Raw genomic sequence first — 21,785 nt, forward strand, 5'->3', positions numbered from 1 at the left:
GAACACTGCTATGTTCGCCCCTTTATTTTGTTTTTGGTCATATTCAAAAGAATTGAAATTAGAGGGACCTATGCCAAATTCTGCACCTATTTGGTCACCATCTGCTGAGCGCGTCAGCAATAGCAACTTATTACGGTTCATCGAAAAGGTTAATAAAGACAAAGCCGAAGGTACCGTAATCAACAATTACACGTCTCTACACCAGTGGTCCATTGAGCACAATGATGAATTTTGGCGACATACTTGGCAGTTTTGCAACGTAATCGGAGATATAGGTTCGCAAGTCAAGAGCCTTGGCAGTCCCAAATGGACACCAACAGGTTCTAATCATCATCATGTAAATAGAGACACAGTATGGTTTGCTGACGCCACGCTGAACTACGCAGAGAACCTCCTATCTCAGGCTGAACAATCACCAGAGCGTGAGTTTATTGTTTTTAGCAATGAAAGCGGTGAACACCGACAACTCACCGGTAAACAGTTGCTTGAACAAGTTTCTGCCATTCAACAATGGCTACTCAATTGTGGTGTCGGTAAAGGCGATGTCGTTGCGGGTTATTTGCCCTACCTTCCTGAAACCGTTATTGCCATGCTGGCCACCACCAGTCTTGGTGCCATTTGGACTTCAACCTCTCCTGATTTTGGTATCGATAGCGTCGTAGAGCGTTTTGGTCAGGTCAAACCGAAAGTTCTTTTTTGCTGTGATGGCTACCAGTTCGGAGGCAAAGCTTTCGATATGACGAACAAGAACACCACTCTTAGTAGTAAGTTAAGCAGTGCCTCCGAAGAGACTACTATTAGCGTATGCCAAATCGAATATTTACAAAACGCTGAGAGTGCTAGCACTTCTGAGTTTGTTTCTTGGTCCGATATTACTCACCACTTTTCTCCACAATCAATTCAATATCAACCAACGCTGTTTAATGACCCGTTATTCATTTTGTATTCTTCTGGTACAACAGGTCAACCTAAGTGTATTGTCCATTCCGCAGGCGGTACCTTGCTCAATCACCTCAAAGAACATCAACTGCATTGCGACATCAAATCGCAAGACAAGGTTTTCTACTACACAACATGTGGTTGGATGATGTGGAACTGGCATGTTTCCGCTCTTGCGAGTGGTGCAGCCTTAGTGATTTACGACGGTAGTCCGGTTTACCCTGATCACTCCGTCTTATGGCAATTAGCAGAAGAACATAGCGTGTCGCTGTTTGGTACTTCAGCGAAATACTTAGAAGCACTGGAACAGGCAAACTGCTCTCCAAAACTAGAACATAACCTGAAGTCACTCAAAACTCTTTGCTCAACTGGTTCGGTGCTTTACCCAGAACAATTTAATTATGTCTATCAGCACATCAAGCAGGACTTGCATCTCGCTTCTATCGCTGGCGGCACAGATATTTGCGGATGCTTTGTACTTGGAAACCCTATTTCACCAGTTTACAAAGGTGAATGCCAAGGCGCAGGGCTGGGAATCGACGCACGTGTTCTAGAGGATGGTGGACATACTATTACGCAAAAACGCGGCGAACTGACTTGTAATAACTCGCTACCTAACTTCCCTATTGGTTTCTGGAACGACAACGGCGAACGTTATCACAACGCTTATTGGAGCAAGTTTACCGATATCTGGCACCATGGCGACGATGTGATGCAAACCGAACATGGCGGCTTCATTTTTTATGGCCGTAGTGACGCAACCTTAAATCCAGGCGGCGTACGCATCGGTACCGCTGAAATCTATCAGCAAGTGAACACGTTACCCGAGGTTGAAGACTCCATCGCTGTCAGCAAGTTAAACCAGCAGTCTGAAGAAATCTGGTTACTAGTAAAACTCGCTCACAACGTCGAGTTAACCCAACAACTCACCGATTCAATTCGCCAAACATTGAAAACAAAATGTTCACCGCGCCATGTCCCACGACAAATTTTTGCCATCAGTGATATTCCTAAAACGCGCTCAGGCAAATTGGTTGAGCTAGCAGTGAAACAATTGGTAAACGGACAAGCTGTAAAAAACATTGGTGCTATTGCTAACCCAGAAGTGCTGGAAGAAATTAAAACGCTTTTCAACATAGAAAGTGGCGCCACTGTCAATTAGAGACTCAACAAGTCTTCCAACAATACAGACGGGTATAACCTAACTGTATTTTTAGCTCGCTCGATAACTCCTCCCCACTTTCGTGGAAACTGCGCGAAATATGCTTCATGTACACAAAAAAGGTGAGATAATTATATCTCACCTTTGAGCCATATGAGCTGGAGCATTAGTTTGGGGGTTAAGCTTTTATCAGTTGGCTCATATCTTCGCGAACTTGTGGCACCGTTAAACCAACGATGATTTGAAGGCTCTCTTGATTTCTAACAATATTCACCGCTCCGTGCTGTGTGAAAAATGCGTTCTCCTTTACAAGAGAGACATCTTTAACTTTAACACGCAAACGCGTCGCGCAATTAGTTAACAATTCAATGTTTTCTTTTCCACCCAGACCTTCAATAAAGGCACTAGCTTGTGACGGACTTGCGCTACTGTTATGGACCGCTTTCGCTTCTTTGTAGTCAGCTTTGGAATACAACTTACTATCTGCACCTTCACGTCCCGGAGTAAGTATGTTGTATTTTAAAATAAGCGCGCGAAACGTAACAAAGTAAACACCAGTAAACATGAGACCAATAATAATCTGAATCACGTATGTTCCTGCATGGTTACCAGCCAAAGGCAACCAGTTTTGGAAAATGAAGTCTATCAAGCCAGTCTGAAAGTTACCGGAAACACCAAACATAAAGGCGATCGTTGCCATTGTCGCAGATAACAACGCATGCAAAGCAAACAGCGCAGGTGCAATAAATAAGAATGTAAACTCTATTGGTTCGGTGATCCCTGTAAGAATTGCTGTGATTGCGGCTCCGAGCACTAACCCCATCACCATCTTTTTATTTTCTTTTTTCGCAACTGAATAGAGTGCTAGTGCGATACCCGTACAACCAAACACTTTACCCATTCCCGTCAACATCAAACCACCCTGAGGAAATTGTGTCGTTAAACTTTCCGAGCTCTGGGCGAATGTCTGTATATTTTGAATCCAATAGGAAACCGTTCCGCCATCGACTGCAACAGGCCCATAAAAAACGGGACCATATACGAAATGATGCAACCCCGTTGGTATCATGATTCGCTCTAAAAACGTAAATAGCCATACCCCTAACGATCCAGCAGAAACCAAAAATGATTGCAGATTGTTAATACCATGCTGAATACTTGGCCAAGTCAAACAAGTTAGAATTGCCATCACGACCATAATTGGGAAGCTAATGATCACAACCAATGGCGTTCCGCCAAATACAGCCGCCCAATCCGGTAGCTTTTTATCAAAGAATCGGTTGTGAACCCAAACAGAGAGACTTGCAATTAAAATCGCACCTAGCAAGTTGGTATCAAGCGTTAGAATGCCACCAACTTCAGTCAAACCTCGCTCACCTTCCGTATAGTTAACGCCCAGTTCTGGCCCCCAAAATTGAAGGATTCCACCAATAACGTAGTTATACGTAATGTAGGAAACAAGTGTTGCAAGTACAGCGCGACCAGATGCTTTTTTAGCTAAAGCGATAGGTAACCCAACGGCAAAAATAAGTGCCATATTTTTAAATACAGCGAGAGATGCCTGTAAAATGATCGTCGAGACTTTAACCCAAGCACTCCCCTCTAGTGCCCAAGGAAACACTTCTTGATTTAACAGCACAACAGAGAAACCCAATAACATGCCCGCTGCTGGAAATAATAGAACGGGTACAAACATCGCGGCCCCGAACCTTTGAATAATGTCTTTCATATAAACCTCTTGTTTCATTCACGGAGCCTACAAGTAGGCCCCGAACGTCCAGTTGTTATTGAAAAAATTGAGGAAGGTAGGCTTTATTTTCTTCTAGTAATTGTTTTGTTATTTCTTTAGCTTTTGGCACATTAACCACGGTACGGTTAAGTGTGAGTGCATTAATCAGCTTTTGCTGACTTCCTTCGTACCAAGCATCCACGACTAATTTCTCGTAACCAAGTTGGCTTTCAATCATGGCTTTTTGGAAGGTTGGGATTTTTCCTACAGTAAAAGCTTTCGGTCCATCACTAGTTAGCGCAGCTGGAACTTCTACCATGGCGTCATTTTGTAAATTTGTAATAGCACCATTATTCGGTACGATGACGAGATACACATCGCTCAAGTTGTATGCTAGCGAAGCCGCGACTCTCACCATGTATCGACCATGGATATCGGCATGCAGTGTTTCGTGCTTCGTGGTGCCCGCTTCAATTATTCTTGCGTTCAATTCGAACACTCGTTTCTCACGGCCGTTAATTACCTGCCTTGCGCGGGTATTGTTGATATCCTCTTTCGCCACCATTTTTTCAGGGTACAAATAGTACTGAAGATACGTATTCGGCAAAAACTCTGGATTATCAACAAGCATTGTTCTCATGTTTTTGAATGTGGCTTGCCACGATGGGTCATCCGCTATTTCCGCATCAACCGCACTGATCCCTTCTTTTAGGATGATATTTTTAATTTTGTCCGTTAAGTCTTCACCCTGTTTGTTACGAATTTTGGTAAACCAGCCATAGTGATTAAGCCCAAAATATTCAGGAACGAAGTCCCAAATTTCACATCCTAACAATTGCGCATAGCTGACCATAATCGCTGCTGGCATATCACAGATATTTAGAATTCGCTTATCATGCGGAAATTCACGATTTAAAGCTTCAGCGACAATTGCCGCCGGGTTGGTGTAATTAAGAATCCACGCATCTGGACACGTTTGTCGGATCTCGTTCACTAGCTGGATCATGTCGCCGATAGAGCGAAGTCCATATGCCATTCCTCCCGCGCCACATGTCTCTTGCCCAACACAAGAGTTGGATAGCGGGATCTGTTCATCGCGCTCGCGCATGGCCAACCCACCAGTGCGGATCTGGATAAAGAAAAAGTCCGAATCTGAGAATGCGACAGATTTATCCGTTGTATAAACAAACTCTTCAACTTCTGGATAGTGTTCTCGCAATAGAATTTCAGTAGCTAATGCATTCGACTCTTGGCGTTTCTCATCTATGTCGTAAAACACGACTTTTGCGAGTGGAAAGTTATCTTTTTCAGCAATAAGGCTGTTCATCATACCAAGTGTGTATGTACTGCCAGCACCAACAATCGTTAATTTTTGACGTTTCATTCCGCTACCTCAAATGTTTACCCTGCAAATGTATAAAATAAGTATTAATACTTTTATGATACATTTAAAGTGTAAGCACAAAGATACGAGATAAAAATCACACAAAGATCCTAAGGAAAAGTATTAACTACATCTCAGATCACATTCTTGCTATCATGATCCAAGACTTAGCGAGGTATTATGAAACCCAAATACATAGACATTGCGGAACGATTAGAAAAAAAGATCAAAGATGGGGAACTACAACCTAAATCGATGCTTCCAAAAGAGAGTGATTTGCAAGAAGAGTTTTCCGTAAGCCGCGTAACCATCAGAAAAAGCTTACAAATTCTGGTCGACAATAATTTAATTAGTCGGACAAGAGGTAGTGGAACTTATGTAAACGATCTAAAAGCCCAACATGATGCCTTACATTTGCTGGGTTTTATCGAGGAAGTCAGTAAACAGGGGAAAACGCCTAGCTCTCAAGTCATAAAGTTCGAACTTAAAAAGCCGAATGAGCAGGTTGCTAAGCAGTTAAATCTCTCGCCCAATGATGATACATATGAAATACATAGACTCAGATGTATTAATGATGAGCCTGAAATTTACGAAGTCACTCATATGCCAGCAATGTTATTTCCAGACTTGAGCATAGCCATAATGAATGGTTCTAAATATGAGTACATTGAAAATAGCAAAGGATTGAAAATTGCGAAAAGCAGTCAGTCTGTCAAACCGTATTTGTTAGATACAGAGACGGCCTCATACCTGAATGAATCAGAAGCTTCCCCTATTCTAAAAGTTGAGTCCACTGGTTACCTAGAAGATGGTCGTGCATTTGAATATACCGTCAATTACTTCCGACTTCATCAATACAGCTTCGAGTTTATTTCAACTAGGACGTAGTACTATTCGACGCTAATGGTTAATCATTGCGCCAAATCTTATATCCGACCTCTCGCATTGCTCTGCCGAGCAGGTGGGAGGCGACTGGCGCAGTGAGAACGATAAACAACATCGTACCGATAACCCGAGAGATCACGGTAACTTCAGGGAGTGAGAAAGCGACCGCTAATAACAAGCAGCTCACTCCGACAGTTCCAGCTTTGGTCGCTGCATGCATTCGGGTATACAAATCAGGAAGCCTCAGGACACCTAGACTTGCAACCAAGGTCAACAATGTTCCTAAGCATAAAAATAGTCCAATCAACACGTCCATTATTCTTTCTCCTTTCTTTTAACGATCAAACGTGCAAATGCGATCGTGCCGAGAAATGCGACCAAACCTAATGTAATGGCGATGTCTAACAGAGCGTCCTCACCGCTGTCTAAGGTGTAAACCGTAATAAATCCGATAGTGATAAATGAAATCAGATCTAACGCCACAACTCGATCAGCTAGCGTTGGTCCTAGAATTAAACGAGCAAAAGCCATAACAAAGCTGAGTAGTAGCCCAGAATAGGCAAAAGTGACCGTTATTTGCAGCCAACTATCCACGCGTCACCTCCAAAATTCGATGCTCTAACCCATCTTTAATTCCGCGAATAACCTCTTCATGTTCAGGTGCAAACATGGCATGAACGATAAGATACTTTTTATCAGCCGTAACATCCAAACTAAGCGTACCCGGTGTTAAAGAAACCATGTTCGCCAGTAATGTGATTTCTAGGTCAGAATCGACCTCCAGAGGGACATAAACGATATCAGGCTGACTCAAATGAGTAGGTGTCACGACGTCCCACACCACTTTCGCAACCGATATAACCATTTCATAAGCGAAGTACACCAATAACTTCAATGCAGATGCAAAACGTTGAAAATAGCTCGTTTTCAATCCAAATGGTTGACTCAACCTTAAAGCAAAAAAGCCGACCGTAAATCCGACAACAAAATTCAGACTCGAATAGCTGCCATTAAGCATCATCCACGCTAACGCTAAGAAAAAATTGAGGAATAGATAGATCATGCATTTCCTCCTAACACCACTCTGATGTATTCAGTCGGATTTAACAGTTGTTCTGCAGCTTGAACGGAAAATTGATAAAAAGGCTCCGCCACTAAGCCAATGATTAGCGTCAACGTTGTCAATACAATAATTGGAACGCAGTACAACCAATGTACTTTGGCCTGCAGAGTCTGTTCTGGCTTCTCTCTAAATGGCTTTTTCCAAAATGCCTCACTCCAAATTTTCGTCATCGAGTAGACGGTAAGCAACCCCACCAATAACGCGGTACCTGCTAACCAGTAATACTCAGCCTGTATGCTCGACTTGATGACCAATAGCTTTCCCCAGAAACCCGATAGCGGTGGGAAACCGGCCAGAGAAAACGCAGGGACAAGAAACAAGAACGCTAACCAAGGCATAGCTTTGTATACCCCACCCAAATGTTCAAGTTGACTAGAGCCATATTTGCGCTCGATGAATCCACCTATTAAGAACAAATTCGCTTTTACAATGATGTGATGAACAATGTAGAAAATGGCACCGGCTAAAGCTAAGGGAGTGTAAATAGCCAACCCCATGATCATATAGCCTATTTGGCTAATAATATGAAAAGAAAGAATTTTCTTAATGTCGAATTGGCTAGCCGCTCCTAAAACGCCCGTTAACATGGTTAGCCCTGCGACCCAAATTAACGTCGGTTGCCAACCACTCTCGGCGAGCGGAAATACCAAGGTAAAGACTCTTATCAACGCGTATACACCGACTTTAGTAAGTAACGCGGCAAACAGTGCCACCACACCGCTTGGTAACGTGTGATAAGAAGCTGGCAACCAAGCAAATAAAGGAAAGAGTGCCGCTTTAATAGAAAAGGCAAACAAAAATAGCGCGGACAGCATCATGTTGATGCTCAATTCATTTTCCCCTACTTTGGTGTAGAGATCGGCCAAGTTCAAGGTGCCCGTTGCTCCATACAATAAACCGATAGCAAGCAAAAATACCAGCGTCGAAATCAGGTTCAACATCACGTACTTTACTGCACCATCAACTTGAGTTTTCGTTGCATCTAACACCATTAAACCAAATGATGAAATGAGCATGACCTCAAACCAAACATACAGATTAAAAATATCTCCAGTCAGGAAAGCACCATAAACGCCAGCAAGCAACACGTGCATTAACGCATGGTAATTGCTATAGGAGGGCTTTCGGTGAAGGTCCGCCATCGCGTAGAAAACACATATCGCACCAATCACCGCCGTTATCATCACCATAGCAACGCTGAGGTAATCTGCGACAAACACGATACCAAATGGCGCACTCCACTGACCAAAAGCAACGGCTTGAATACCATTACTTATGATGTTTTCTGTGAGAAAGCCCGCAACGAAAAGGTTCGAAATCGCACTTACACCGCTCAACCACTCAACACTTTTTGTTGAGCGACGGACGAAGAAGATAGTCAACGCCGTACTCAGCGAGAGAACAACCGGTAACGTAAGCAAAATCGAACTCATTGACCCTCCTCAGAACGTTGCATTTCATCGACGTTTGCAGTTCCAGTGTCTTTATAAGCTCGATAGAACAGCATTAAAGCAAAAATAAGTAGTCCAAAACCGATGACTATCGCAGTTAAGATAAGCGCTTGAGGTAAAGGATTTGCCGCGCTATCTGGTGGTAAAAGAGCATTATCGCCAATCAATGGCGGCTCTCCGGGCGTCAGCCTTCCAGCGGTAAAAATAGCAAGGTTAACCGCACTACTGAGTAACATGATGCCGAACAAAAGGCGCAAGATATGCTTTTCAAGCATTAAATAAACACCTGCTGCGACAAATACTCCAACGACAACACTCCAGACTATTTCCATCACTCTAGCTCCTCATTAATACGAAGCAGCATACCCATCACGCCACCTATAACGACAAGGTAAACACCAACATCAAAAACCAATGGCGTCCCTAGTGGTATCACGTCTTTCCACCACAGTCCGGTCAAAAACGGTTTATCAAACGCAAAGCTCAAAGCACCAGAAACTAAGCTCAATGCGATGCCAGATAACGCAATGAGAAACGGTTTGAAATACAACCTAGAACGAACGTATTTCGGTGATTCCGCGAACATGAGAAGTGATAAACCAATAACGGCAATCAACGCACCAATAAAGCCACCACCCGGTTCGTTATGACCACGTAACAACAGATACACTGAAAATACGAGCATGAGTGCCGAAACAATGTGTGCCGTGGTTGCAAAAATTAATGATTGGATACGATTTTGCTTTTTCGCTCTTGTCTTAAGCAAACTCACTGCAGCAATCCCTGCAATAACAACGACAACAACTTCTCCCAATGTATCAAATGCGCGAAAGTCGACCAGAATAACGTTAACAATGTTTCGCCCATGTCCACCCGGGACACTGTTTTCTGCAAAGAAATCTGACACCGAAGAGTCCATCGGCTGAGACGTGATTCCTAACAAAAGTAAAGTAACCGAAACACCTATCACACCTGCTATGCAAATATTCGCTACTTTACGTTTTATTGAATGCTTAGGCACGGTGGTTAGACGTGGCATATGACGCATTAACAATGCAAGAAAGACCACCATTAATGTTTCCACTAACAGTAAAGTCTTCGCAACGTCCGGGGCGCTATAAATCATAAAAACAAGCGTGGTCATGAAGCCAATCATACCAAGCGCAGAAATCGCAAGAAGTCTTGCGTGGGACAACGTACATACGAGCGCAGCACCAATCAACAATAAGGCAATACCAATCTCATAGAAAGTGACACTTGAAAGTTCGCCAACCAAAGGCAGAGGAATAAGCGCTACCTGACTCAGTAACGCAACGGCAAGTACCGTGAAAAATAATAGGACATAGCGACTCAATTTCTTTTGCTGTAACCGCGCCGTTTGCCACTTCGCCACTGTCATCATGCCATCTAATAGTCGTTCAAAAATATTCTCCGCTTTGGGGACGAATAGATGTAGCCGCTGAAAAAATGCAGACACAGTAGGATAAACACGGTACACCACATACCCCAACGCTAGCGTAATAACGCTTAACACTAACGGTACATTCACGCCATGCCATAGTGATGTCTCTTTAAGAGTTGCTGTGGGCAGAATGTCAGCAGAGCCCGGAAAAATAATATTGCGATCTAACCAATTCAAACCGAATAACGGAACTAGGAGGCTGCCAACTGCCAAGAGCAAAGGCGAGATCCACATGGCTTTTTTTGTCTCAACTGGCTTAGTTTCAATCGGCGCGAGATCACGGCGAGCAAAGAATGGTCTCGCAATAAGCATAATGGTTAGCGCGACCATCAGTATATTCACGATTAAAAGTACAAAGGCGATCCAGTTATTGAGCTCTACTGCGGACTTGTACATGTATTCTTTGCTCAAAAAGCCTAACAACGGCGGGAACCCCGCTTTAGACAATGCAGCCAAACTCCCCGCAACCATGCTGATGACGAGAACTGACTTCAGGCCGTACAATTGATCAATATCTCGTGTTCCTGTCGCTTTGTCGATATTACCCACCACCATAAACAGCGCAGCTTTATAGAAAGAGTGAGCGAGAATAAACATCAATACTGCACTAACGGCCAAATCTGTGCCCATACCTAGTAATAATGTTAATTTACCCAAAGCAACATTCGTGCTGTAGGCTAGCATCAGCTTCAAGTCAGTTTGTTTTAATGCGACAAATGTGCACCAAATGGCCGTGATACTCCCAGTGATGACTAAAGCATAAAACCAGATCTCGCTGTGGGCATAAACTGGCGATAAACGTGCTAATAGGTAAATGCCTGCCTTTACCATTGTTGCCGAGTGTAAATACGCACTGACCGGAGTGGGAGCTGCCATCGCGTTAGGTAGCCAAAAATGAAACGGGAATTGCGCAGATTTAGTAAATGCACCGAGTAGTATGAGCACTAGAGATGGGATAAACCATTCATGCTGCGCAATAGTGTCTGCCTGCTCGATAATGGTATTTAGCTCATAACTCCCTGCCATTGCTCCCAGCAAGATAAGACCAGCTAGCAACGCTAGTCCACCAGCACCAGTAACAATCAGCGACTGCAAGGCGTTTTTCCGAGACGTTTTATTTTCGTGATTAAACCCGATCAGTAAATAAGAAGTGATGGTGGTGAGTTCCCAGAAAACAAATAACAACAGAATGTTATCGCTCATCACAATCCCTAGCATGGCAAGCATGAATAGGGTTAGATACAAATGAAAGGAAAACCGGCTATCACTTTCTCGTAAATAAGCCAAAGCGTAGATTTGAATCAGTGCGCCAATCCCACTGATCAGTCCCGCAAAAAGAAATGAAAGACCATCTAATCTAAAGCTAAGGTTGATATCGAGGCTTGGTATCCATTCCGCATTCCAGCTCACGCCTGCAGGAGTATAGATATAGAAGAGAAAAGAGAAGATTAAAACTGGCAGCGCAGGGAAAATCAGTAAGACCAACTGATTATCTAGGTTTTTCGGCAGGTTTTCTTTACCCGTTATGTTATTCAACATCGCAGCCCATTCGTTATTATAAGAAGGTACGCCCTATTCGGCGCAAATGACAAACTCCACTGTATTGTTTTAACCCAAGCGCTTCAAAAACGATCATGAAACCAAGGGAAAAGTAGCAAACAGTAATCACTGAGTGCTACTTAGAGGAACGCCGATACAAACCGCTATTTGCTGTCTGCTACGGCATAAGAACGTAGGTCACTACTTACGTGTTCTTGGCTGAATGTATATGGATTATCGTCATCAGCTAACTCGAATGCATCGTAGGTGCAGTCACCGATATCATTTCTCGGACAAACATAAACATTCGAACGTTCTATCATTTCTGTGTGGCATTTCGGGCATAGGTTTTTCATGTCACTCTCCTCTGATAACTTATTGATACATTGATAATTCCATGTTCTAGAGATCCATCTCCCTCCTTTACCTAAAACATCACTTAAACCCAACTTTGTTACACCCCAATTACTGAATCGGTGAGACAAAGCCATCGGGCTTAAGAGCGACCAAACTACAGTTAATCGATTGCAAAATATTTTCAGCCGTATTACCAATGACATAGCCAGATATACCAGTTCTCGCTAAGGTTCCCATTACCAGCACGTCTACCTCAATACTCTCTACGTAATCTGGAATCTTTTCGTCGGGTTTTCCATGCAGGTGGTGAATCACAATTTCACCTGTAATCCCAGACTCCTCCAACAGCTGTTGCAGAGCTTGTTTATGATCGGCTTTTGCTTTGTCGAGTTCATGTTTCAACTCAGCATCATCGACTTGAATCCAAGCGTTACCATTAAGGTAGTTTTCTAAGTAATACTCCCAGCAAGAAATCACGTGTAAACGACTATCGCAGGTGTCGGCTATCGAACGCGATAATTCGAGTAAACGCACGGCTAATGAGTGCTGTTCATCGCTTGCCGTTAATGGGTCGATAGCCACAGCAACACGGCGCTTATCTCTTGGCTTATCAATTGGTCGGTGCAACCAAAGCGGACAAGGGCATTTTCGTAACAGAGTCATATCAATAGCTTTGAAACCCTCAGCACCTTCACCGAGCGGTTCAGCTTCTTTGATGATGAGATCTTTGTTATCAGCTAATGCTTCTTGAATAATACAGACAGCGGGCTTTTCACTGCTTTTCACAGTAAGAGGAAATGCGAGATCCTCTTCAGAGAGTCCCAGCTTCTGTCTGTATTCGTGAATACTTTGTTTGAGGGAGTCTTGCAGCGATTGCTCATAACTTTGCTGATACTGGATCATGTCTGTTGGGAAATCAGGACACGCTATTAGCCCTGAGACAGGCACTTTGTTGCTAGATGCAATCCTCATCGCTTGTTCGAGGGCGTCACTATGGCCTGGCAATCCTTGTGTTGCAAAAAGTATGTTTGCGAATCGTTTCATACACACCTCCTTGTTTGGTTAAATATTAACCATCCACAAAGTATAATACCTAACGGATAATTGTAACGGCTTGTGACGTTGATGAAATCAATTCTCATTAAGAGACGGATATTGCTTCATTTTGTTTTACGTCACACTCTCCTTTCTTCACAACTATCGCCTTCGACCTAAATAAATTCCGCTACCTAAAATTGAGACCAAATAAAAACCCAAATTACTCAAAGTTTTTTCTCACCTTGAGTAACTTGGGTATAAGCAATAACACACTTAGTGTCCGGATTTAAATGGATGACCTAAATTTTCACGCAACTTAGTTTAAAGATGCCATCTCAATCACGAATCGATATGCAAAGTTTTACGGCTTTAGTGACCTAAAATCGCCGTAACTCAATGTTAAGGTTGTTGTTTTGTCGGTGCCAAAGCAATTTCACGAACACATACACCTTGCGGTTGCTGATAAGCAAACAGCACTGCTCGTGCAATGTCGTCTGCTGCCAACACGCCGCCCATATCCACCTTCCAGGCGTCATAACCATCTTTAATATCTTGAGACGTTGTATGTGAAAGTAATTCCGTTTCCACTGCACCAGGTGCAATCGTCGTAACGCGAACATTCGATGACGCAACTTCTTCACGTACGTTTTCAGAAATAGCATGAACCGCAAATTTGGTACCGCAATAAGCAGCATGATCAGGGAATGTTTTCTTGCCCGCGATAGAGCTGATGTTAATGATCGTACCACTGTTACGTGCTTTCATAGGTGCTAGGACGGACTGCATGCCATTGAGCAAACCAATTACGTTCACATCAAACATGCGCTTCCACTCCGATGCTTCCTGAGTATCTATCTGACCTAGAAGCATAACGCCTGCGTTATTTACAAGTGCATCTACCGGACCATACAACGATTCAGCTTTCTCAATTGCAGCCTCAAAAGAAGCTTTGTCGGTCACATCTACCTTTTCACAAAGCGTATTTGGTAAGTTTAATGCTTCCAAACGTTCTACACGTCTTGCTAACAAAAGAAGAGCATGGCCCTGTTCACTGAAGTGACGTGCAATCGCTTCACCAATGCCTGAACTAGCGCCTGTAATAACAATTAACTTTTTCATTTTGAATCCTTAATCGAACGGTTTACATCAGTGGCGGTAAGTTTAAGAAAACTTTGTTTGTTGATATATACCGACCTAGTTGAAACACTGTTGTTATACTGCAACAATACTTTTTTGAATTATGAAGAAGTCATCATGCAAACACACATCAACCTTGCGGATATTCGCTCTTTCGTCCTAATCGCTCAACTAGGAAACTTCACGAAAGCAGCAGAGCAACTTGGCGTTTCTCGCTCACACGTTTCACGTCAAATAACAAATCTGGAGCAACAGATTGGTGTCACTTTGCTACAAAGGACCACTCGAACACTGAACCTCACCGAAGCAGGCAAGGTTCTGTATAAACAGTGTGAAACTGCCCTTCACAATATTGATCAAGCTGTTATGGCAGTGGTTGATGATGTAGAAGACTTAAGAGGTGACATTCGTATCAACTGTGTGGGGGGCTATTTAGGAGAAGACGTTGTCGCAGATATCGTTGCTCAGTTTCTAATCCAACACCCACAAGTGAGCATTAACTTAGATTTTAGTAGCCATCGTGTCGATTTAATCGCGGATGAATTCGATATCGCTTTTCGAATGGGAAAGTTAGACGACTCCAACTTTATCGCTCGCAAACTGATCGATGTGGAAATGGGGACATACGCAAGCCCAAACTATTTAGAAACATATGGCTATCCTTCGCATCCAAAGGACTTAGAAAAACACGTTTGTTTGACAGGTAGTGTGACACGGTGGGCATTTGAGAACACGAATACAAAGCAGTCAACGGAACACCAGATACGTGGACAGTTTCGATGTAAGAGTGGCAGAGTAATGATAAAAGCAGCCTTGGCGGGAAATGGCATCATCCGTGTGCCAGCACTTTATTGTCAACAAGAACTCCAGACAGGCAAGCTAAAAGAAGTGTTTACCAATTGGAGCATTCCGAGTGTGGAATTTTCACTCCTTTATCATCACGACCGACATCAACCAAAACGCATCCGAGCCTTTGTTGATTTTACCACGCAATACTTTCGCAAACTGCAGAGTAAAGACAAGTAACCTGCACGTTGGTACCTGTCTATGTATGCTTTATAGGCTGAGCCTGTGAACCTGGGGGTTGTTCTAGAAAGAGTGTGAGCATTTTGACGCTTAAGGCTTGGTTTTCATAAACGTCAGAGGTGTTTGTCCAGTTTGCTTTTTGAAAAATGCAATAAAAGCACTGTCTGACGAAAACTCCAGCCAATCGGCAACTGCGCTGACTGGCATGCCCGTTGATAACAATTCAACTGCTTTTAAAAGCCTCCACTGTTGCCGCCAATCTTGATAGTTCATTCCCGTTTCCGACTTAAATAATCGTGTTACCGTCTTGGTGCTTGCCCCAACTTTGCTTGCAAGAGTAGTAAGCGAAGGAGCTAGAAATGAAGGTTCAACCAACTCTCGACGAAACGTTGTTAAGCGCCGATGTGATGGCAAAGGCAACTGAAACGAATAACGTTTCGCAGCATAAAACTCCTCCCAAAAAAGCGCCGTCGTATTTACCATCTCGCTGCTAGGCTTATCCCACTCCCAAAATGACATTTTATCAATAAGAGCTTGGAGTAAATTATTCACTTCTATCATCGTGATCTTACTCGGACAGGCAAACTCCTCACAATCAAAATACAAAGATCGGTACGCCACCACATTCGTCATTAGTGCGCGATGCGGCGTATTAGGTGGGATCCAAACCGCCTTTGTCGGTGGCAAAATACAAATCGAGTCTTCCAGAGCAAAACTCATACAACCTTGAGGTGCGTACAATAACTGCCCTTTCTTGTGCATATGCATACCTGAGTCGTGCTTGCCAATATCCGCAGCAATTCCCACTACATAATTAGTAATCTTGTCTGCATCAAATTGTGTTTTTTCGTTAATAAGCGCCATTTTGTCCGAATATTGATGTATTTGGTTTTTATGTTGTTATTAGATCAATCATAGCCTCATTTATACTGCCCGCCAACTTCATTAACGATGGGTAACAATATGAATACTAAGCCCTCTTTATGGCTCATGCTGGTTATGTTGATGTTTCCGCAAATTGTAGAAACCATCTATAGCCCAGCGTTGAGCTCAATCGCTCTATCATTTGATGTAAACCACGCACAAGCAGCCCAAACATTGTCGATTTACTTCCTAGCTTTTGCCATTGGCGTTGTAGTTTGGGGAGTTCTCGCAGATAAACTGGGAAGAAGGCCCACCATGCTTATTGGGCTCTTTATCTATGGTTGCGCATCTTTACTCGCAACTCAAACCGAAAGCTTTGCTGTTGTCATGGCCGCGCGAGCCCTAAGCGCATTTGGTATCGCGGTAGGATCCGTTGTCACACAGACCATGCTTCGTGACGCGTTTGACGGTCAAGAACTGAGTAAAGTCTTCAGCTTAATGGGGATGGGTATATCAATCAGCCCGGTAGTTGGCATGCTATTAGGCGGGCAGCTTACAGCGCTTGGTGGATACCGTTATGTATTTTTTGCCTTGTTTTTAATCGCGTTAGTATTGTTCGCTTATAACGTTATTAAGCTTCCTGAAACACAGAAGGAACAGACACCAGTACGGTTGCATCAACTTAGCTGGAAAATGGTAAGAGACGCGCGAATTTGGCGCTCAGGATTACTGGTTGCTTTGTATAACATTGCTCTATTTTCTTATTACCAGCTTGGCGCATTTACTTTCTCAGCACTTGGGTATAACTCCGAACAATTTGGATACAGTGGCATGGTACTGGGGTTAGGCACTCTGCTTGGGAGTTATTTAAACAAATCCCTAGTGTCCAAAAATGTTCAAAAAAGTCAGCTACTTTGGTTCTCAGCAATATTGATTAGCGTTGGATCAGTCGGTGTGTTGATTCTGAACCAATCAATCTGGTTTGTTGCTCCAATGGTGTTAGTCGTCATGTCTTATGGGGTTGCGATACCCAATATACTCAGTGACGCACTCGTTGATTATAAACAACAGGTAGGTAGCGCAGGCGCTTTATTTGGGCTCATGTACTACATCATGATCGGGACGGGATTAGCGATGGCTGGGACAGTACAAAACTTAGGTGTCGTTCTATTATCATGTAGCTGTTTAGCGATTTTATTAGCGTTTTCTAAAAGGCAAGTTCATACCAACTTGTGACCAGGTACTACACATTGCTTGCCTAATCTTCCGAAGATTGGTCTACATCTTTTCTAACGCTTAACTAAAACGTAAATAAAAAGCGCCTGTCGGCGCTTTAATTATCCATAGATCTTATTGCCATGTTGGCTCGCCAAACTCTTCACAACGTTGCTTGTCGTAATTTTCAATGCGCCCGCGTTTACCTACAAACTGAACCTGAACAACCATTCCAGCTTCAACATATTCACTGAAATAATCGCAAGAAACACGAAAACTAGTATCGCGTATCACAATTGGTACCCATTCATAGCCGCCGCTGCGTGGTAAGTAAGACTTGAAGGTAATGACACCGTCATCTGAAACGTTGATTTCTTCATCATATTCATTCAACTTATAAAAACGTTGTCCATCAAACTCTGTCTTTGCTTTTTCAATTATTTCCTTCGTTGCTGTCGATTGCATCGGCGTATTTGAGACCAGTTGACACCCAACAACAGATGTCAATACGGACAAAGTCAAAGCGAGTTTAGTTATTTTATTCATTTACCTAACCACTGTTGAATTATTCAACACTTACCATTTTAAAAGGAGGGAGACCATACTTTATTTTAAAGAAAGTAAATTACCACCTTCTAAAGAAGGTGGCTTTGTGTGAGCCCCCTAAAAGGGGGCCTTTGTTTAGTCCAGCGCCAATTGCTGCTGCTCTACTCGCTCTTGCTTCTCTTGATCTCTTACATATCGGCGTATTATTTCTTCATTGATTCCAACACTATCGACAAAATAGCCTCTTTGCCAAAAGTGATTACCCCAAAGCCTGTTCTTCCTAAGGTGAGGAAACTTGATTGTATCTACTCATGTTATTTGTCCTCTTTGACTTCTGGAAAAATCAAAGATGCATTTAGCATGAGTAGATTTACAGGCAAAGCCGAAGAGGATGATAACCACCTACTGAAGTAGGTGGTTTAGGGCTAAAAATAAAAAGCGCCTTTCGGCGCTAATTATACATCTCTTATCCAAACGTCTTTGACGTCTTTTTTAAGAAGGTCAATCACACTTTGGTGAATGAAAACTAAGCCAAAATCTTCTTCTAGTTTAAATATTAATCGTTCTTCTAAGGGGGTATTTTCTAATTTAGAAAAATCAAACTCTGTTGATTCAATGTCTAACCAGTTCAACTTACCGTATTGTTTTTCTTTGTCCGTCAATTTATAAGTTTGATGGATATAAGGCATACGATAATCTTCGTAAACTTTAATTTCATCATCAGATGGCTGGCTTGGAGAACAATCCACGCGAGCGTCTAACCACTCTACTCCGTGTACGACCAGTTTCTCCACTTTTGACGCAATATCACTGATGATAAATAGCTTTGGAGAAAAGGTCATTTCCAAAAGCAAATCTGGCTCTACTGGCACTATTGGCTTGGGGCTTTGCTGGAATGGGAAGTTACCTAAGTCTTGTTTAGTTAGTAAATGATATTGTTCTTTCATCGTAATTCCTTAAAACTTTGGTGCTCTATCTAGAGTACTAACTTTAGCTTTTCTTAAAACATCAAATTCCGATAAAGAGCCAACCTCATTAAAAAACTCTTCACAAAAAAACATCACTGTTTCAGCACCTTTTACTCGAAATGCGATTCGTTTGTTTAGTGGTATGCTCTTTAGTTTTTCTTCAGAAAGATAAAGCACATGCACCAATTTGTTTCCACTTCTTGGTGAAGTTTTTATGATCGACTTTTCCTCATCGAGTACATCTATTACATTGTTGACTGCAATTAAATATCGCCCCTCAGCAGATCCATTATCTGCTTTCAAAAGTGAAGGGTAAACTTCTATACCATAAGGGTCAAAGCTCATCAGCATTTGAGCAAAGTTGGCACTGACAGAAAGGTCACCACAATCAACAATAGGTCCAACAGAATTGATACTGCCTCCTTCAAGATCTTGCCAGATGATAGGGTTCTCAGATGAAGAAGGATGATAAATGTTCGTACTGTACATCGACTCTCTGTTATCAACGGGAGTGAAATTAGTACTAGATGCGTAGTAATCTTCTGAGATCAATGCAAAATACATATAATATTCCAATTATTTTTGTTGTTGAACGGTCTTTAAATCGCCATCCGAAGTATAACAAAATGCTAATACTCTTGGCATACTGGGAGCGTTATCTAAAGGTCCAAAATGTATACGATCGGTTTTAGCATTAGGCTTTCTACAATCGCGACACCCGCGCTGCCCTTTGGGAAAATGCTTTCCTCTTCGGAGGAGTAACAAGTCACCTCTATCAATTTCTCCTAATAATTCTTGCGACAAGTCATCTAGCCTCTCACTAAAATCAGTTGGGTCTGTTTTACAATGTAAACCTTTAAGAATTCGTGCCAATTTGACTGCAACTATTTTATGATAACCTGATAATACGTCGATAACACTTAGATCATCCTCAAGAATCTTTTTTGTATCTTGGTTTGTTTCTGAGTTTTTTTGATTTTCTAAACTACTTTTAATGTCAGAAATATTGACTCCAGCAGACCTTTCATAATGAGTAATAATATTGTTTGATAGATGGCTAGACTTATGTAACGGCAGTTTATAGTGACAAGCGATTTTATCCTGCATTGGTAAAATTACTAAGTTCCACGCGTGATTTACGTCATAGCCTTTATTAGTTATTTGCTTACGGCGATAACTAGATAGCCTACGAGTAGCTTCGCAAGAAATAATATGATGAGAGGCGACGGCTCTATCCATAAAGTTCAATGGATGCTTCTTTTTAACCGCAGTATCCCGCAAACTACGTGAGCGAACATAACGCCCTTCATTCTCTCTAATGCCCATATTAATCCCTTACTACTTTGCTTTCAGTGCTTCTGAACACTGACCATTTTTGTGACCAGCAATTCGGCGACAGATTTTGCACCTCACAGGCTTCTTATCTTTGTCCTCATTTGCCTTCGCAGAACTCTTTCCTGACTGTGCAGACTCGCCAGTATTATGTTTTACTTTTGCTGGGTAAGTTTTCTCACTCTTACCTAAAATTCGAGCAAAAAGGTCATCAAACTCGCCCATCGCTTCTTTAAGCTTATCCGGTACCATCTTATCGATGATTTTTACCTCATCCGCTAATTTCAAGAAATACGTACCGAGCTCATCTGCACCCATTCTGTTTGCGTATGAAGCCAACTCAGTTGCCACTTCAATGCAAGGTTTTAGAACATCGCTAACAATCTGGCTGGTCTGTTTTGCATAATCCATCCAATCTAACGTGCGTAGGAATTTTTCTGGATCACCCTTACCCATGCCTCTTAAAACAGCTAGCAAAGTATCCTTTGAAGTTCCTTTCCCGCCTTTAAGGGCTACTTTACACGTACCTTTGACTGCACTACCAAATGTCGGGACACAACCGATAAGCGTTAATGAAAGAGCCAGCCAGTTTTCCGACTTTTCACGTTCTTCTTCATTCAACAACGTCATAATGTTCGCTGATAAATCGCGGACATCTGCTGCTTGATCGACAACAGGGATCATGGTCAGGGCCGTATTGGCAATGATCTGTTCTACAGAGGCATCATCATTAAAGTCACCAAGAATGACGCCCCAAACCCAGCTTGCAGCACCAGACATTCTCTTCCACGCATTCTCCCAGAAACCGACTTCTCCACGCTTAGCTTCTTCAATAATTAGCTGCGCGTTCGCACTCGGATTAAAGTTGGGATTGGTCTTGGTTGGGACATTCGGCATAAAGTCTCGGCTGTCCTCGCCATACTCTATGGCAAACTCACCCGGAGCAACGCCACCGACCGAAGCCTTACCGTTGTTGTCTAGTGTTCCTTCAAATACGGCGCCAGATTGATCTGTGAGAGTGTAAGTTGCGCCTTGAACGGGTTCACCGTCTGAGTAAGAGAGGTACAAATCAACCGTATACGTCCCTTCCTGATCTTCCGTAACAGAAACCGATGGGTTTTGTGCGCCGCCAAGACACACAGTGTTGGCTTTGTTCATGGTCATTTGATCGGACAGGCGACATACGCCCTTACCTTCAAATTTAACCGTTGGTGAGGCTGAAATGAATTTTGCTTCAGCTTCTATCGTGCCAGAGGAAACGCCTTTTCTGTCACCGCCCGCATCGCCGGTACTTTTTGAGAACGTACTGCCCTTGATAGCGACACTGTTACCGCCATCCATAGAGACTGTCGTAGTCCCACCAGCAAGGTCTGCTGATTTAGCATTGTTGCCATAAGGGATAGGGACGACTGGCTTGCCGACCTTAGTTAAACAAACATCTGGGAGCGTTGCATTCGCTTCACCACCTGAGCCTTTATGAACTATCGAAAGTCCATTCGCACCAACTGTTACGCCCATAACCAATCCATTTGAATTTTATTGATTGAATGATAAAAGAGATCGCAAACTGCAACCTCTCTAAATGACTAGTGAATTTCACTAAAAGACCAGTGATATTCACAATAAGC

Annotated in this window: 21 protein-coding genes and 1 pseudogene; 4 read left to right on the plus strand and 18 right to left on the minus strand. The window is 42.7% G+C overall.

The annotated features are described in order from the left end of the window. Window positions 1–70 precede the first annotated feature (70 nt). Window positions 71–2,101, plus strand: a complete 2,031-nt coding sequence (locus R7044_RS01295) for an acetoacetate--CoA ligase (protein WP_225455296.1) — start codon at window positions 71–73, stop codon at window positions 2,099–2,101. 178 nt (window positions 2,102–2,279) lie between these two features. On the opposite strand, the gene R7044_RS01300 is transcribed toward R7044_RS01295, so the two are convergent. Both R7044_RS01300 and R7044_RS01305 read right to left on the minus strand, forming a co-directional pair. After that, the gene (locus R7044_RS01300) at window positions 2,280–3,830 is read right to left on the minus strand and encodes an alpha-glucoside-specific PTS transporter subunit IIBC (RefSeq protein WP_047101519.1); all 1,551 of its coding nucleotides are present in this window, start codon (window positions 3,828–3,830) and stop codon (window positions 2,280–2,282) included. A gap of 55 nt (window positions 3,831–3,885) precedes the next feature. Further along, window positions 3,886–5,214, minus strand: a complete 1,329-nt coding sequence (locus R7044_RS01305; RefSeq protein WP_047101299.1) for a 6-phospho-alpha-glucosidase — start codon at window positions 5,212–5,214, stop codon at window positions 3,886–3,888. Between the two features lie 180 nt (window positions 5,215–5,394). Between R7044_RS01305 and R7044_RS01310 the strand changes: the two genes are divergently transcribed. Next, window positions 5,395–6,102: a GntR family transcriptional regulator gene (locus R7044_RS01310; protein WP_047101298.1), complete on the plus strand. Its 708-nt coding sequence runs from the start codon at window positions 5,395–5,397 to the stop codon at window positions 6,100–6,102. A 19-nt stretch (window positions 6,103–6,121) separates the two neighbouring features. On the opposite strand, the gene mnhG is transcribed toward R7044_RS01310, so the two are convergent. The 9 genes from mnhG to R7044_RS01355 all read right to left on the minus strand — a co-directional run bounded on the left by mnhG (window position 6,122) and on the right by R7044_RS01355 (window position 14,188). Continuing rightward, window positions 6,122–6,415 (minus strand): monovalent cation/H(+) antiporter subunit G, encoded by a 294-nt coding sequence (mnhG, locus tag R7044_RS01315; protein ID WP_005373314.1) that lies wholly within the window; start codon window positions 6,413–6,415, stop codon window positions 6,122–6,124. Further along, window positions 6,415–6,693 (minus strand): cation:proton antiporter, encoded by a 279-nt coding sequence (locus tag R7044_RS01320; RefSeq protein ID WP_005373317.1) that lies wholly within the window; start codon window positions 6,691–6,693, stop codon window positions 6,415–6,417. Before R7044_RS01320 ends, mnhG begins: the two co-directional genes overlap by 1 nt. Beyond that, window positions 6,686–7,162 carry a Na+/H+ antiporter subunit E gene (locus R7044_RS01325; protein ID WP_005373320.1) on the minus strand — a complete coding sequence of 159 codons (477 nt, stop codon included), beginning with the start codon at window positions 7,160–7,162 and terminating at the stop codon, window positions 6,686–6,688. The genes R7044_RS01320 and R7044_RS01325 overlap by 8 nt, the downstream gene beginning before the upstream one ends. Then, window positions 7,159–8,655, minus strand: coding sequence for a Na+/H+ antiporter subunit D (locus tag R7044_RS01330; RefSeq protein ID WP_053349220.1), 1,497 nt, complete (start codon window positions 8,653–8,655; stop codon window positions 7,159–7,161). Before R7044_RS01330 ends, R7044_RS01325 begins: the two co-directional genes overlap by 4 nt. Continuing rightward, on the minus strand, window positions 8,652–9,005 hold the full coding sequence (locus R7044_RS01335; RefSeq protein WP_017633704.1) for a Na+/H+ antiporter subunit C: 354 nt from the start codon (window positions 9,003–9,005) through the stop codon (window positions 8,652–8,654). The genes R7044_RS01330 and R7044_RS01335 overlap by 4 nt, the downstream gene beginning before the upstream one ends. Continuing rightward, window positions 9,005–11,674, minus strand: coding sequence for a hydrogen gas-evolving membrane-bound hydrogenase subunit E (mbhE, locus tag R7044_RS01340; RefSeq protein ID WP_225455297.1), 2,670 nt, complete (start codon window positions 11,672–11,674; stop codon window positions 9,005–9,007). The genes R7044_RS01335 and mbhE overlap by 1 nt, the downstream gene beginning before the upstream one ends. A gap of 164 nt (window positions 11,675–11,838) precedes the next feature. After that, window positions 11,839–12,030 carry a hypothetical protein gene (locus tag R7044_RS01345; RefSeq protein ID WP_005373328.1) on the minus strand — a complete coding sequence of 64 codons (192 nt, stop codon included), beginning with the start codon at window positions 12,028–12,030 and terminating at the stop codon, window positions 11,839–11,841. Window positions 12,031–12,139: 109 nt separating this feature from the next. Next, the gene (locus R7044_RS01350; RefSeq protein ID WP_005373330.1) at window positions 12,140–13,075 is read right to left on the minus strand and encodes a universal stress protein; all 936 of its coding nucleotides are present in this window, start codon (window positions 13,073–13,075) and stop codon (window positions 12,140–12,142) included. A gap of 393 nt (window positions 13,076–13,468) precedes the next feature. Then, window positions 13,469–14,188, minus strand: a complete 720-nt coding sequence (locus R7044_RS01355; RefSeq protein WP_064354683.1) for an SDR family oxidoreductase — start codon at window positions 14,186–14,188, stop codon at window positions 13,469–13,471. Window positions 14,189–14,323: 135 nt separating this feature from the next. On the opposite strand from R7044_RS01355, the gene R7044_RS01360 reads away from it, so the two are divergent. After that, window positions 14,324–15,232, plus strand: a complete 909-nt coding sequence (locus tag R7044_RS01360) for a LysR family transcriptional regulator (protein WP_225455298.1) — start codon at window positions 14,324–14,326, stop codon at window positions 15,230–15,232. A 90-nt stretch (window positions 15,233–15,322) separates the two neighbouring features. On the opposite strand, the gene R7044_RS01365 is transcribed toward R7044_RS01360, so the two are convergent. Then, the gene (locus R7044_RS01365) at window positions 15,323–16,096 is read right to left on the minus strand and encodes an AraC family transcriptional regulator (RefSeq protein WP_186585408.1); all 774 of its coding nucleotides are present in this window, start codon (window positions 16,094–16,096) and stop codon (window positions 15,323–15,325) included. A gap of 99 nt (window positions 16,097–16,195) precedes the next feature. Here R7044_RS01365 and R7044_RS01370 point away from each other — a divergent pair, with 99 nt between their 5' ends. Continuing rightward, window positions 16,196–17,332, plus strand: coding sequence for a multidrug effflux MFS transporter (locus R7044_RS01370; protein ID WP_225455299.1), 1,137 nt, complete (start codon window positions 16,196–16,198; stop codon window positions 17,330–17,332). Between the two features lie 114 nt (window positions 17,333–17,446). Here R7044_RS01370 and R7044_RS01375 read toward each other — a convergent pair whose 3' ends face one another. From R7044_RS01375 to R7044_RS01400, 6 genes and pseudogenes are all read right to left on the minus strand, one after another. Continuing rightward, window positions 17,447–17,857 carry a hypothetical protein gene (locus tag R7044_RS01375; protein WP_225455300.1) on the minus strand — a complete coding sequence of 137 codons (411 nt, stop codon included), beginning with the start codon at window positions 17,855–17,857 and terminating at the stop codon, window positions 17,447–17,449. Between the two features lie 135 nt (window positions 17,858–17,992). Next, window positions 17,993–18,154, minus strand: a pseudogene (locus R7044_RS01380) (transposase); the annotation flags it as partial. Window positions 18,155–18,312: 158 nt separating this feature from the next. Beyond that, window positions 18,313–18,804, minus strand: a complete 492-nt coding sequence (locus tag R7044_RS01385) for a hypothetical protein (protein WP_225455301.1) — start codon at window positions 18,802–18,804, stop codon at window positions 18,313–18,315. Between the two features lie 9 nt (window positions 18,805–18,813). After that, on the minus strand, window positions 18,814–19,389 hold the full coding sequence (locus R7044_RS01390; RefSeq protein WP_225455302.1) for an imm11 family protein: 576 nt from the start codon (window positions 19,387–19,389) through the stop codon (window positions 18,814–18,816). Between the two features lie 12 nt (window positions 19,390–19,401). After that, window positions 19,402–20,151, minus strand: coding sequence for an AHH domain-containing protein (locus R7044_RS01395; RefSeq protein WP_225455303.1), 750 nt, complete (start codon window positions 20,149–20,151; stop codon window positions 19,402–19,404). Window positions 20,152–20,163: 12 nt separating this feature from the next. Then, on the minus strand, window positions 20,164–21,675 hold the full coding sequence (locus tag R7044_RS01400; protein WP_225455304.1) for a PAAR-like domain-containing protein: 1,512 nt from the start codon (window positions 21,673–21,675) through the stop codon (window positions 20,164–20,166). Between the last annotated feature and the right edge of the window lie 110 nt (window positions 21,676–21,785).

It is taken from the genome of Vibrio sp. 1402, assembly GCF_033340275.1.

Coding starts and splice junctions, on each gene's coding strand:
- R7044_RS01305 (WP_047101299.1), bottom strand. CDS start 5,214: ATGAAACGTCAAAAATTAACGATTGTTGGTGCTGGCAGTACATACACA.
- mbhE (WP_225455297.1), bottom strand. CDS start 11,674: ATGTTGAATAACATAACGGGTAAAGAAAACCTGCCGAAAAACCTAGAT.
- R7044_RS01400 (WP_225455304.1), bottom strand. CDS start 21,675: ATGGGCGTAACAGTTGGTGCGAATGGACTTTCGATAGTTCATAAAGGC.
- R7044_RS01325 (WP_005373320.1), bottom strand. CDS start 7,162: ATGATCTATCTATTCCTCAATTTTTTCTTAGCGTTAGCGTGGATGATG.
- R7044_RS01390 (WP_225455302.1), bottom strand. CDS start 19,389: ATGTATTTTGCATTGATCTCAGAAGATTACTACGCATCTAGTACTAAT.
- R7044_RS01370 (WP_225455299.1), top strand. CDS start 16,196: ATGAATACTAAGCCCTCTTTATGGCTCATGCTGGTTATGTTGATGTTT.
- R7044_RS01330 (WP_053349220.1), bottom strand. CDS start 8,655: ATGAGTTCGATTTTGCTTACGTTACCGGTTGTTCTCTCGCTGAGTACG.
- R7044_RS01295 (WP_225455296.1), top strand. CDS start 71: ATGCCAAATTCTGCACCTATTTGGTCACCATCTGCTGAGCGCGTCAGC.
- R7044_RS01395 (WP_225455303.1), bottom strand. CDS start 20,151: ATGGGCATTAGAGAGAATGAAGGGCGTTATGTTCGCTCACGTAGTTTG.
- R7044_RS01335 (WP_017633704.1), bottom strand. CDS start 9,005: ATGGAAATAGTCTGGAGTGTTGTCGTTGGAGTATTTGTCGCAGCAGGT.
- R7044_RS01310 (WP_047101298.1), top strand. CDS start 5,395: ATGAAACCCAAATACATAGACATTGCGGAACGATTAGAAAAAAAGATC.
- R7044_RS01365 (WP_186585408.1), bottom strand. CDS start 16,096: ATGGCGCTTATTAACGAAAAAACACAATTTGATGCAGACAAGATTACT.
- R7044_RS01350 (WP_005373330.1), bottom strand. CDS start 13,075: ATGAAACGATTCGCAAACATACTTTTTGCAACACAAGGATTGCCAGGC.
- R7044_RS01355 (WP_064354683.1), bottom strand. CDS start 14,188: ATGAAAAAGTTAATTGTTATTACAGGCGCTAGTTCAGGCATTGGTGAA.
- R7044_RS01375 (WP_225455300.1), bottom strand. CDS start 17,857: ATGAATAAAATAACTAAACTCGCTTTGACTTTGTCCGTATTGACATCT.
- mnhG (WP_005373314.1), bottom strand. CDS start 6,415: ATGGACGTGTTGATTGGACTATTTTTATGCTTAGGAACATTGTTGACC.
- R7044_RS01345 (WP_005373328.1), bottom strand. CDS start 12,030: ATGAAAAACCTATGCCCGAAATGCCACACAGAAATGATAGAACGTTCG.
- R7044_RS01300 (WP_047101519.1), bottom strand. CDS start 3,830: ATGAAAGACATTATTCAAAGGTTCGGGGCCGCGATGTTTGTACCCGTT.
- R7044_RS01360 (WP_225455298.1), top strand. CDS start 14,324: ATGCAAACACACATCAACCTTGCGGATATTCGCTCTTTCGTCCTAATC.
- R7044_RS01385 (WP_225455301.1), bottom strand. CDS start 18,804: ATGAAAGAACAATATCATTTACTAACTAAACAAGACTTAGGTAACTTC.